This is a genomic window from Microcoleus sp. LEGE 07076, from assembly GCF_015207455.1.
Lineage (GTDB): Bacteria > Cyanobacteriota > Cyanobacteriia > Cyanobacteriales > Microcoleaceae > Microcoleus.
Map to the genome: position 1 here is coordinate 30,070 of NZ_JADEWV010000036.1, position 12,166 is coordinate 42,235.

12 protein-coding genes are annotated in these 12,166 nt (G+C 46.9%); 6 read left to right on the forward strand and 6 right to left on the reverse strand.

Going from position 1 to position 12,166, the window contains the following annotated elements:
- Positions 1–131: 131 nt before the first annotated feature.
- The 4 genes from IQ270_RS08720 to petB all read right to left on the reverse strand — a co-directional run bounded on the left by IQ270_RS08720 (position 132) and on the right by petB (position 3,439).
- Complete coding sequence (locus IQ270_RS08720) at positions 132–1,490, reverse strand: cytochrome P450 (RefSeq protein ID WP_228056186.1); 1,359 nt, start codon at positions 1,488–1,490, stop codon at positions 132–134.
- The gene (locus IQ270_RS31850) at positions 1,487–1,615 is read right to left on the reverse strand and encodes a hypothetical protein (RefSeq protein WP_255532393.1); all 129 of its coding nucleotides are present in this window, start codon (positions 1,613–1,615) and stop codon (positions 1,487–1,489) included. The genes IQ270_RS08720 and IQ270_RS31850 overlap by 4 nt, the downstream gene beginning before the upstream one ends.
- A 490-nt stretch (positions 1,616–2,105) precedes the next feature.
- Positions 2,106–2,588 carry a cytochrome b6-f complex subunit IV gene (gene petD / locus IQ270_RS08725; RefSeq protein ID WP_193972827.1) on the reverse strand — a complete coding sequence of 161 codons (483 nt, stop codon included), beginning with the start codon at positions 2,586–2,588 and terminating at the stop codon, positions 2,106–2,108.
- Between the two features lie 182 nt (positions 2,589–2,770).
- Positions 2,771–3,439: a cytochrome b6 gene (petB, locus tag IQ270_RS08730; RefSeq protein ID WP_193972836.1), complete on the reverse strand. Its 669-nt coding sequence runs from the start codon at positions 3,437–3,439 to the stop codon at positions 2,771–2,773.
- Positions 3,440–4,032: 593 nt separating this feature from the next.
- On the opposite strand from petB, the gene ctpA reads away from it, so the two are divergent.
- Positions 4,033–5,283, forward strand: coding sequence for a carboxyl-terminal processing protease CtpA (gene ctpA / locus IQ270_RS08735; protein WP_193972828.1), 1,251 nt, complete (start codon positions 4,033–4,035; stop codon positions 5,281–5,283).
- A gap of 252 nt (positions 5,284–5,535) precedes the next feature.
- Here the strand turns inward: ctpA and IQ270_RS08740 are convergent, their stop codons facing one another.
- Together IQ270_RS08740 and psaM are read right to left on the reverse strand one after the other, a co-directional pair.
- Positions 5,536–5,955 carry a hypothetical protein gene (locus IQ270_RS08740; RefSeq protein WP_193972829.1) on the reverse strand — a complete coding sequence of 140 codons (420 nt, stop codon included), beginning with the start codon at positions 5,953–5,955 and terminating at the stop codon, positions 5,536–5,538.
- A gap of 276 nt (positions 5,956–6,231) precedes the next feature.
- On the reverse strand, positions 6,232–6,327 hold the full coding sequence (gene psaM, locus IQ270_RS08745; RefSeq protein WP_015174804.1) for a photosystem I reaction center subunit XII: 96 nt from the start codon (positions 6,325–6,327) through the stop codon (positions 6,232–6,234).
- A 251-nt stretch (positions 6,328–6,578) separates the two neighbouring features.
- Between psaM and IQ270_RS08750 the strand changes: the two genes are divergently transcribed.
- The 5 genes from IQ270_RS08750 to IQ270_RS08770 all read left to right on the forward strand — a co-directional run bounded on the left by IQ270_RS08750 (position 6,579) and on the right by IQ270_RS08770 (position 11,951).
- Positions 6,579–7,004, forward strand: a complete 426-nt coding sequence (locus IQ270_RS08750; RefSeq protein ID WP_193972830.1) for a ferredoxin — start codon at positions 6,579–6,581, stop codon at positions 7,002–7,004.
- A 714-nt stretch (positions 7,005–7,718) separates the two neighbouring features.
- Positions 7,719–8,363: a response regulator transcription factor gene (locus tag IQ270_RS08755; protein ID WP_193972837.1), complete on the forward strand. Its 645-nt coding sequence runs from the start codon at positions 7,719–7,721 to the stop codon at positions 8,361–8,363.
- 332 nt (positions 8,364–8,695) lie between these two features.
- On the forward strand, positions 8,696–9,217 hold the full coding sequence (locus IQ270_RS08760; protein ID WP_006633075.1) for an NYN domain-containing protein: 522 nt from the start codon (positions 8,696–8,698) through the stop codon (positions 9,215–9,217).
- A 154-nt stretch (positions 9,218–9,371) separates the two neighbouring features.
- Complete coding sequence (locus tag IQ270_RS08765) at positions 9,372–11,006, forward strand: 2-isopropylmalate synthase (RefSeq protein ID WP_193972831.1); 1,635 nt, start codon at positions 9,372–9,374, stop codon at positions 11,004–11,006.
- Between the two features lie 144 nt (positions 11,007–11,150).
- Positions 11,151–11,951: a class I SAM-dependent methyltransferase gene (locus IQ270_RS08770; RefSeq protein WP_193972832.1), complete on the forward strand. Its 801-nt coding sequence runs from the start codon at positions 11,151–11,153 to the stop codon at positions 11,949–11,951.
- Positions 11,952–12,166 lie beyond the last annotated feature (215 nt).

A 12,166-nucleotide genomic window follows, 5' to 3' on the forward strand; every position in this document is an offset into this window, starting at 1 on the left:
ACCTCGAAAATACTTTTGATTTCCTAGATAGTTAGATAACCAAAATTAGGTTCCTAGTGAAAAATTTAGTTCTTTCTCAGACAAGGATAGAGGACTAAAGTCCTCACTAAAAACCTGATTTCTTTGATTAATTACTGCTGCGAATTAGGTGCCGATCGCCGAACTTTACCAACGGTACTAATGACATCCACCAGCATCTTCAGTGCGATATCTTTAGCGGGGCAAATCCGTCCCGCACTTCGATCGCCCACCGCATGAAAACCCATATGATAAGGACACAGATTCTCGCGCTTAGCGTTGAATTCGTACACCGTAGAACCCCAGAAACTGCCGTCTAGCAGCCCCAGACTGAGCGGTATCAGTACCTTGGTGCCGGCGGGGAAAGTGCGCTGTTTGCCCGCTACCGTTGCGGTGAAGGGCTCTGTGGCAACTCGGTGCGTGGCGCTGACGGGAGCCCAGAGGCGGGCGCATTCCAGCAGGAAAAGCTCGATCGACTGGCGATCGTCCAAATCGAGCTCGTCCCAAAACTCAGTCGGATTAATTTGGGCCGTCTGTGTTCCTTTATACGCCGGGAGAGGGCGGTATCCCATAGCCGTGTAGCCTAGGTGCAGGGGGCCTTGCAGTCCCGCTATCCCCATAATCGCTGTCATCAGCTTTGCCAATTCCCGCCTAGTCATCCCGTTATTTTCCGAACTTTCCTCGAAGTCGGCTAAGGCGGGAGAATTTTCGTAGATAGTCGCCGCGCGCTCGATTAAAGCCGACAAATCGCCGTGTCCAAACAGGTTCAGGCTTTGCAGCAGGCTGCCGGCGACGGCGAAGTAGTGCGCGGGACTTTGGCGGATGTAATGTAAATCGGTGAGAAGTTCGATCGCAGACTTGTCATCTGGGTTAATCCCAAAAATTACGTAGTGCAAATATGGAACTAAAAATCCCATCCAACCGCGCCTGACATCGGTAAAAAATGTTCCCCCCGCACCGTGCGGCATCTCGGTATAATCTGATGCTAGGCGTTCGAGCAACCGCCTGCTGATTTCGTCTTCCTGGCGATCGGTTGTGGCGCTGTTGAAGAGATATTTTTGCATACAGCTTCGGAAGGCTGCGTGGTTGCTGCTACCGTCTGGTTCGCGATCGGACAAAGACAGCAGAAAAAGGTTCCTACCGCCGACATCTTGATTGGGGGCGCGATCGGGATCGAGCACAGAAGTACCCAGCCGCCATCCCCGCGCCTGGGGCGATGTGAGTGCTTCTTCGAGTGTTGCAAATTCTCCCATCACCACTTGTCCCGCACAGCAAAAATTAGCCCCGAAAGCCAGCCGTTTTATTTGCAAATAGGTGGGTTCGTTGGCAATTAAACCCTCAACAAGACTAATCATCGGCAGCATCGTTTTGCTGAGGCTTTCTTCCGGGTTTTCCAAAGTCCAAGTCTGAAACTCATGCAGTGCCGGGTTCATCAGCGGTGAGAAAATGCTATCTAAATTTAGGTTCATCATAATTCCTCCGAGAACCCCTCGCCATAACGCGCTTTGGCTTTAGCAGCAACAGGGTATTGAGCGGTAATGAAGCGGGATTGAATACCCGCTTCATTGCCAAAATCAGTAAGTATACCTACAGCCATCTTTATTTGCGAACGCAGTGGCAGTATAGATATAGTTTTACTGAATATGTCTGCGTTCAAGTCTAGCCTCGTTCCGGAGATTGAGTACAATTTATAACTATTCCTGGTAAAAAATGAGAATTAAATAACTTGCATTTTTTGTAGGAAGTTATTTAATCCACGAGCCTAAGTAGATATACTTTCTGCATTTCAAGTATTAGCCCCAATTTCTGGGAGTCGCATATAAACTTTAGATATTAACAGAAACTCCCTTCTCAAAAATACTATTGTTTTGTTTTTGCTTAGATATTTAGAGAGATTTTATGCTTCTGTATGCTTCTGAATTTTATTGAATAAAATTAGATAATTAATTAGTGATCATTATTAATTTTTAGAGCTAAAAATCTAAAATCTAAAATCGCAAATAAAATGACGCCCGCTAAAGTTTCCCAGCAGTACAAAAGCACTTTACAGGAAACCCGCGAGCGTCAAAATCAAGCAAGCGTGAATCTTAGAACAGACCCAGCGTGAAAGATTTGTCGATCGGGAAAATAGCACCAATACCCAACCACAAAGTTACCGCAGTTCCCAATAGGAAGACTGTAGTAGCAACAGGGCGGCGGAACGGATTTTGGAACTTGTTAACGCTCTCGATAAACGGAATCAAAATCAAGCCAATGGGAACACCGGCCATGCAAGCAATACCCAACAATTTGTTAGGCAAAACGCGCAGGAGTTGGAACACAGGCCACAAATACCATTCCGGCAGAATTTCTAGCGGAGTAGCAAAAGGATTGGCAGGTTCGCCAACCAATGCCGGGTCTAGTACGGCCAAACCCACGCACAGAGAAATTGTTCCCATGATGACTATAGGGAAAACATAGAGCAAGTCATTGGGCCAGGCTGGTTCGCCGTAATAGTTGTGACCCATGCCCTTAGCGAGTTTAGCGCGTAGCGCTGGATCGCTCAAATCTGGTTTTTTGAGAATAGACATAGTTAGAGTGTTCTCCTTTTAGTTTTACCCGGGCATGGCATTCCGCTGTACTCGTTTGTCTGAATCAGCGGCGCGATCGCAGGAAGTATTGCTCGTAAATAAATATCATGAGTGATGAATTCTGAAATTTCAACCCAAAATTCAGCAGAGGGGCAAAAAATGCCGCCCCCACAACTCAAAACTTACAACGGGCCAGAAATGCCTTGCTTGCGAATCATCAAGAAGTGAGCCAGCATGAAGACTACAATCAGCCAAGGCAACACAAAAGTGTGCAAGCTGTAGTAGCGAGTCAAAGTGCCTTGACCGACGCTGACACCGCCACGCAGCAGTTCAACAAGTGTAGAACCGACAAACGGGATGGCTTCGGGTACGCCGGAAACGATTTTAACTGCCCAGTAACCGATTTGATCCCAAGGCAGCGAGTAGCCGGTCACGCCGAAAGAAACAGTGATGACTGCCAAGATTACTCCTGTCACCCAGGTTAATTCGCGGGGCTTTTTGAAGCCGCCGGTCAGGTAAACCCGGAAAGTGTGCAAAATCATCATCAGTACCATCATGCTGGCAGACCAGCGGTGGATGGAGCGGATCAGCCAGCCGAAGTTGACCTCGTTCATCAGGTATTGCACTGAAGAAAAAGCTTCTGCTACCGTGGGACGGTAATAGAAAGTCATGGCGAAGCCGGTAGCAAACTGGATCAGAAAGCAAACTAAAGTAATTCCGCCCAAGCAGTAAAAGATATTGACGTGGGGGGGTACGTACTTGGTAGTTATGTCGTCGGCAAGCGCCTGAATTTCCAGGCGTTCCTCAAACCACTGGTAGGTTTTTGAGTCGGTGATTTGTTTAGAAAACATGGAGCCAGAATTCCTAAAAGAATATTGCTGTGGTTGAGGTAAGCGGGCTGCAGCCACAATGTTTTTTTGTCGCCCCGCCCCGAGCAGCTTGCTTGAACTCGCAAATGGCTGAGGCTATTTTTAAATGGGGAGCTGACGAAAGGAACTATATGCAGGCGATATTGCCCGCGAGCGATCGGAAACTGGGCTGTCGCTTGTTCCTGCTCGCTGGCATTGCCCGATCGAATTCCAGACTATGATAAAAAATGTAACATAATTGCAGTGCAATTTTCACGTGCGCGATCGCTTTTGGCTGCCTCTCAAATAGCATTTTCTGCAAGCTCAACATCCGCCCCAAGCAGGCAGACAGCCCAGAGCCGAACCCGATACCGCAGTCGGGGTCTGTCAGGGGGTTCCGGGGTGGTAAATTTTAATATTCATGATAAAACTTCACTAATTGGGCGATGTAATGTTAAGTTAAAAAAATTTTTGTTGGCGGCGGACATTTGACGAATCCTGAATGTCTGGGCGAAAGTTGACAGCGCAAAAGCTTGAAAGCCTACAAATTAAAAATACACCTGATGCAATACTTGCGTATCTTTTACAGAAACATCATGCACAGACGAGTTTTCCAGATTGCTATATTACTTTTTCTCCAAGTCGCCCTAGTTCTAGGTGGGTGGGCGCAGCCGGCGGCGGCGCTAACTCCCGAACAGCAGCTTGTGAGCGAAGCTTGGCGCATTGTCAACCGCTCTTACGTGGATGACAAATTCAACAATAAAAATTGGTGGTCGCTCCGCCAACAAGCTGTCAAGCAACCGCTCAACGACAGACAGCAGACTTACACGGCGATTCAGGGGATGCTGGCGAATCTGGACGACCCTTTCACTCGACTGCTGAAACCCGAACAGTACCGCAGTTTGCAGGTGAATACTTCGGGAGAACTGACTGGTGTGGGGCTGCAAATTGCGATCGACTCGCAGACAAATACTCTGACAGTGGTGGCTCCTTTGGCCGATTCACCCGCAGATAGAGCCGGCATCCAACCGCTCGATCGCATCCTGAAAATTGACGGCACTCCCACCTCAGAATTGAGCCTAGACGAAGCGGCAACTCGAATGCGCGGCCGCATCGGCACTGCTGTCACCCTCACCGTGGGGCGCGAAGGAAGAGACGCTCCTGAAGATATTGAGTTGGTGCGCGATCGCATTGAACTCAACCCGGTTTACGCCGAATTGCAGTCGGGGCCAGACAATTTACCGCTGGGCTACATTCGCTTGAGTCAATTCAGCGCTAATGCGACTGAGGAAGTCGCCCGCGCGATCGACCGTTTGGAAAAACAAGGAGCCGCCGCCTACATTCTCGATTTGCGGAACAACCCGGGCGGACTGTTGCAAGCAGGGATTGAAATTGCCCGCCTGTGGCTCGATTCCGGGACGATCGTCTACACGGTGAACCGACAAGGCATTCTCGGCAGTTTTGAAGCCTTTGGAGGGGCTTTGACTGCCGATCCGCTAATTGTTTTGGTCAACAAGGGAACGGCCAGCGCTAGCGAAATTTTGGCTGGTGCGCTGCAAGATAACGGCAGAGCTCAATTGGTGGGACAAAAGACTTTTGGCAAAGGGCTGATTCAGTCTTTGTTTGATTTGTCTGACGGTTCCGGGTTGGCGGTGACTGTTGCTAAGTACGAGACACCGAACCACACGGATATTAACAAATTGGGGATTTTACCCGATCGGGTAGTGCCGCTAGAACCGATTGCGCGCGATCGAATCGCTACCGAAGCCGACTTGCAATATCAAGCTGCACTCCAACTGCTGAAGGAAAAAACCGTGATGGCCAAGTCAGTAGTCAGTAGTCAGTAGTCAGCAGTCAGTAGTCATTAGTCATTAGTCATTAGTCATTAGCTATGACTTTTCACTTGTTGGTCACTAGAAGCAAAATTACAGATTGAGCGATCGATACACTTCGTATCAAAATTAACCAGACTGTCACTAAAAAGTGCCGGGATACAAGCAACTAATGACTGCGGACTGCTGATTGAGAGGGCGGGCACTCACAGGCACCGCCCCTACTGACTGATGACTGCGGACTAATGACTGATGACTCCCTTAAGGTTAAGGTTGCGGGGTAGATTCCTCGACCTCTGGTGTCTCTGATTCCTGCAAAATCACCGGACGCTGCTGGGGGTCAACTCGATTGCTTTGCTCTTGCATCACAGTTTTAGCAAGACTTGGGTCAAAGTAGCGGTTAAAGTCCGATCGCGACTTATCTACTCTTTCTTGGGTAAGATTGACTTCCGCTTGAATTTCCTGCAACTTTTCTTGCACGGCCTGGTAGTGAGGCCAAAGCTGAATCACAGCAGAAATTGCACAGACTGAAAGTACAATGTTGACTGCTAGCTTAACTCCTGTTTCGGCGGCGAGCGTTTGGTGAGGGTAGGAACGCTGGCGGCGGTTGCTGCTGCGACCAGAAGTAACCCGAGGGGGAGTTTTTACAGGACGCAGTGGGGTAACGGTGGGTTGAATCGCTTGCATAATTTTTTTTCAAATACGTGAGACTGACGTTTTAGAGTACAAAGAGCAAATTCGGAGCTTAACGCACACCCGACTCGGTTCGTGACGGTGCCTTTCACCAAAATTTTTGAGACTGGGTGACGGCTGATGACGCAATTTCCCAATAAAAATGCCTGCCCTTGCAGTTTCCTCTTGCTGACCACAAACAATCTACCCCACTGCTGCTGCAATTGTCTGTAATTTCGAGATTTAACTGTAAAGGCAGGCATTTTGCGGTTCGCGACTGGTGTCTCGAAACTACTTGTACAGTTCGGTAGAAAGCCGGAAAGCCAAGATTCCAGGAATCAAAGCAATTACGAGCGCTACGTAGACTTGGGTATCTGTTAAAGACATAATTCGGAAAACTCCTTTTCGCGGGCACGAGCTTTCACTAATTTGAGACAAATTGGCGCTTTTGGGAATCATTTGTTACAACTTGAAATATATTTGGCGCGTTTGGGGAGATGGGGAGAGTGGGAGAAGATTTTTGATCGATCGTCGAAATATACAATTTAAATGCAGTACGGCTTATGGGAGATTTGGTGATGGGATGATGAGGTGATGGCTTTCGATCGCCCAAAAATTACTGTTGACGAGTGAATATAATGACAGAAAATCAGGATGAATCTTGCAGCCAAGGCTTGAGCGCTTGTGTCAAAAGCCTGGGAATCGATCGAATGGAGCGACATATTTTTATCTGTGCCGACCAAACATTGCCCAAGTGCTGCGATCGAGAAACCAGTCTGGTAGCGTGGAATTACTTAAAAAAACGCTTGCAAGAATTGGGGTTGGACAAGCCAAGTGCCGATCGGCCCACTTGCATTTTTCGGACTAAAGCCAATTGCCTGCGAGTGTGCGCGTCAGGCCCGATTATGGTAGTGTATCCAGACGGAGTGTGGTATCGCGATGTCACGCCCCCCGTCATTGAGAGAATTATTCAGGAACATCTGATCGGACAGCAGGTCGTTGAAGAATACGCTTTTTTAACTCATGCTTTGTCGCAGCCCGATCGGGGCAAACCAGGCATTTAAATGTATTTAGCACGGCGTTACAAGCACGGCGTTACAAGCAAGGTGCTAAGTTTAAGGCTGTGAAGCTCAGAGCATTGGGGGCTAATGAGCGATCGCGAGCAAACAACTGTACTTTCTTTTCCAGTCTCAGGTAGTGTGGCCGGTCGCTTGAGTTTTTTCAGGAGGTTGCTACTGAAAAAGTTCGATCGGGGGACATTTTGCCCAAAAGTTTTTCAGTAGCAGACATCAGGCAGTTTGCCAAACTACACTATAAATAGTTAAATACGTAAGTAAGGAGTTTTGAGATTTTTCTAAATTTATAAAGTAACAATTAAAATCGGGGCATCAACTTGCAATTGAACATCTCCAGATTAAATATCTCACACTAGGCTCTGCGAGCGGGTTTATCCCATAAATCAAAGTCCGACAACTTAATCGATGACAGTTAGCTTCTTGGAAGATAATTTTTGTTAACTTCAGCCGGATCGTCATGATTAAGGGAGCGATCGTCCGTCATAGGTTTTGGCTTTGTTCCTAGCGGTAAGGCATTTACAAACAAAGTCCGATCGCTGGGAAAGGGAAGCGGTAACACCCGCCCCGCTTTCCCCTTAGCGCAACAGCATCACTCGCTTTCGCCCTCCGCCGCCGTCAAGCGGGGGTAGGTGTCAGCGGCGGATGGCGAACAAACAAGAGTCAAAACAAGAAATTGTGCGGGGTACTGTAGCGGGAACAAACATGAAGGACAATTCAGGAGACCAAAAACGGCTGATGCTGGTTGACGACGACCCAAACTTGATCTTGCTAGTCAAGGATTACTTAGAGTTTCGGGGCTATAACGTCATCACAGCAGAAAACGGCAGACACGCCCTAGAAAAACTCGAAGAAGAAGTCCCCGATTTGATCATCTGCGATGTGATGATGCCGGAAATGGACGGGTACACTTTAGTCAAACACATCAGAGAAGACCCGCGCACGAACTGGATTCCAGTTCTTTTCTTGTCCGCAAAAGGTCAAAGTTCTGATCGAGTAAAAGGCTTGAGCACAGGGGCTGACGTTTATATAGTCAAGCCTTTTGAACCAGAAGAACTGGTAGCTCAAGTAGAATCTTCTCTGAAAGCAGCATCCCGTTTAATTCGCCACTCAACTCCCGGTATTGAGAGCGGCCCAAGAATTAAGGCGCGCCGCAATGTCGAATTGACTCCAACTGAATTAAAGGTGGTACAGTTGCTAGCGCAGGGTATGGCAAACCGTCAAATTGCAGACGTGATGAATGTTAGCCAGCGGACTATAGAGAGCCACGTCAGCAATATGCTGGGCAAAACAGGTCTGCACAACCGAACAGAATTAGCTCGCTGGGCCCTTGAAAGCAAAAAGGCTTGAGCACTTCTACCCTCAGCTATGAAATTAGGGGAGTAAAAGGTACTGTAATGGCGTGGGCCTATGCCTGCTTGGCAGTAGTTTTAACCCCTATTAAGCTGACGCCGCAGCCGACGACTACTAACCATTGAGTTATGCGGCGTCAGGTTCGATCGCAGGTTTGGTCGATCGAAGGCAAGCAGGGTTAATATAACCCTCTGGCGGTAGAGCCGAAAATATGAAATACTGGGGGGATGGAGTTTTCTGAAGTTTAATCTATTGCCTCAGTTAGCTCCATATTGCTAAAATGTGATATTTAGATTAACTTCTTTCTACAATTATTAGGTCTAAGTTCTATGACAAACTTAATGAACCGCCTTTCTATTTTTGTGGACGGGAACAATATGTTCTACGCTCAACAAAAGAACGGTTGGTTTTTTGATCCTCGCAGGGTGCTCGAATATTTCAAAACTTCGCAGCCAAATGTCATCTTGATCAATGCTTTCTGGTATACGGGTTTGAAAGACCCGCAAGATCAAAGGGGGTTTCGAGATGCTTTGATCAGTCTCGGTTACACGGTTCGCACTAAGATTCTTAAGGAATATTATGATGATGCTTCGGGCAGATATTCTCAAAAAGCTAATTTAGACATAGAAATTGTGGTTGATATGTTTAATACGGTAGATCAATACGACCAAGTTGTGCTGTTTAGCGGGGATGGGGATTTTGAGCGGGCGATCGAGCTACTACGATCTAAAAATACTCATATTACTGTGGTATCCACCGAAGGAATGATTGCTAGAGAGTTACGAAATGCTACAGATAGGTATATAGACCTAAATGAAATTAGGGAACATATCGAAAAAATGGATTATTAGTCAGTAGTTAGTAGTTAGTAGTTATTAGTTATTAGTTAGTAGTTATTAGTTATTAATTATTGACATAATGCGTAATATCGTTTCCGGTTGGATCGGTATTGTTCAAAGAGTCAACACTTAACAGTCAACAGTCAACAGTCAACTTTTGAGACCTATGAAAACTCAACCAAGTCAAGACCGAGTGATTATTTTCGACACGACTTTGCGGGACGGAGAACAATCTCCGGGTGCATCTCTGAATGTGGATGAAAAGCTAACTATTGCCCGCCAGTTAGCGAGATTGGGCGTGGATGTGATTGAAGCGGGTTTCCCTTTCACCAGCACGGGAGATTTTGAGGCAGTTCAAAAAATAGCCCGATCGGTTGGCACGGAAAATGGGCCGACAATTTGCGGTTTGGCAAGGGCGAGAAAGCCGGATATTAAAACAGCAGCAGAAGCTCTGAAACCGGCGGTAAATTCGCGAATTCATACGTTTCTGGCTACGTCTGATATTCACTTGGAGTATAAGCTGAAAAAGACGCGGGCAGAAATTCTGGAAATAGTGCCGGAAATGGTGGCCTACGCAAAATCTTTTGTGGATGATGTGGAGTTTTCGCCGGAAGATGCTTGTCGTTCGGAACCGGAGTTTTTGTATCGGGTTCTGGAACGGGCGATCGCAGCGGGGGCGACAACTGTAAATATTCCCGATACTGTAGGCTACACGACTCCGAGCGAGTTTGGGGCTTTGATTCGGGGAATTAAAGAAAATGTGCCGAATATCGATCGGGCAATTATTTCGGTTCACGGTCACAATGATTTAGGATTGGCTGTGGCTAACTTTTTGGAAGCGGTAAAAAATGGCGCCAGACAGTTAGAATGCACGATTAACGGGATTGGCGAACGCGCGGGAAATGCAGCTTTGGAAGAGTTGGTAATGGCGCTTTACGTGCGACGGCAATATTTCAATCCTTTCTTGGGCAGACCTGCAGATTCCGAGGAACCGCTGACGAATATTGACTCGCGCCAAATTTACAAAACATCGCGCTTGGTATCGAATTTAACGGGGATGTTGGTGCAGCCAAACAAGGCGATTGTGGGAGCAAATGCTTTCGCCCACGAGTCGGGTATTCACCAAGACGGAGTGCTGAAAAATAAGCTGACATACGAGATTATGGACGCTGAGTCGATCGGCTTAACCGAAAATCAAATCGTACTCGGCAAATTATCCGGCCGCCACGCTTTTCACACTCGCTTAAAAGAGTTGGGTTTTGAAATGGCAGACGATGAACTAAATAAGGCTTTTGTCAAGTTTAAGGATTTAGCCGACAAGAAAAAAGAGATTACCGATTGGGATTTGGAGGCGATCGCCAATAATGAAGCCCACCAAGCACCGGAACTTTTTCGCTTAGAATTGGTGCAGGTTTCCTGCGGCGACAAATCTCGCCCGACAGCAACCGTCACTGTGCGGAATCCATCGGGCGAAGAATTGACCGATGCGGCGATCGGGACGGGGCCCGTAGATGCAATTTACAGGGCAATTAACCGCGTGGTAAATGTACCCAACGAGTTGATCGAATTTTCAGTACAGTCGGTGACATCGGGCATAGATGCGATCGGCGAAGTAACAATTCGCCTGCGCCACGAAGGCAAAGTATTTTCCGGTCACTCGGCAAATACCGACATCATAGTCGCCTCCGCAGAAGCATACATCAGCGCCTTAAATCGACTGTACGTGTCATTGCAGCCTGAAAAATCCTCCGAACAGCCAACTGCGATCGCAAATCAAGTTGTTGCACAAGCACAGCGCTGATCAATTTGCAGTCAGCCATCTTGCTTAAACCAAACCGCAGGCGAACCCAGCTCGAAGCAGATCAAACTCAATTAATCTGCCTTAATCCGCGTTCATCTGCGGTTAACAAATTAACTTAATTACCTAAAAATAATCATGTAAAAAATGCAAGAAGAAACCTTAAACAAAGAGCGACAATTCCACGATGCCTGGGCATCAACAATAGATATTGACGGCATTCGAGTCAATGATTACTTTGAAGCTTGTACTGCCCCAGAAAATAGATTTATCCTCAAACAAATAGGCGATATTACCGGAAAACGCCTCTTAGATTTAGGCTGCGGTGCTGGAGAAAACAGCGTTTATTTTGCCAAAAAAGGCGCGCAATGCGTAGCTGCAGACTATTCTCAGGGCATGGTAGATGTGGCCTTGAAATTAGCCGAAAAAAACGGCGTTATCGTAGAAGGTTGCACTGTCAATGCAATGGCGCTAGATTTTCCAGATAACAGTTTTGATATTGTTTACGCTTCTAATTTGCTGCACCACTTGCCGGAACCGGAAAAGGCAATTCGCGAAATGTACCGAGTGCTGAAACCAGGGGGAAAAGCTTGTTTTTGGGATCCTATGAAGCACAATCCGGTGATTAATGTTTACCGAAAAATGGCGACTGAGGTGCGGACTGAGGATGAAAGTCCTTTGGATATTAATATTGTGGATATTGTCAAATCTTTGTTTTCGGATACGGTTTACGATACATTTTGGCTGACGGCGCTGTGGATTTTTTTACGTTTTTATTTAATCGAAAAAGTGCATCCCAATCAGGAGCGTTATTGGAAAAAAATTATTATCGAAGAAGAGAGATTGAAGGCGGAATACTCTCGGCTAGAAGGGTTGGATGGTTTTTTGAAGAAGTTGCCTTTGATGAAGCGGTTGGCTTGGAATTTGGCTGTGGTAGCAACGAAGTAATTAAAAGAAGGGGGAAGGAATAAGAAGGCTTTAGTGGTAGGGTGCGTCAGTTTTGAGATTCTTGCATCAGCGCCGAAAGTATGATTTTGACGCACCATTTATTGGAGGAGTGCGTCAGTTTTGAGATTGTTTGTTTGTCGCAGAAATAATCCTAGCTGACGCACCCTACTTTCAACTATAAAAGAAGTAGAATAAGTCAAAGTGTTTAATTAAGA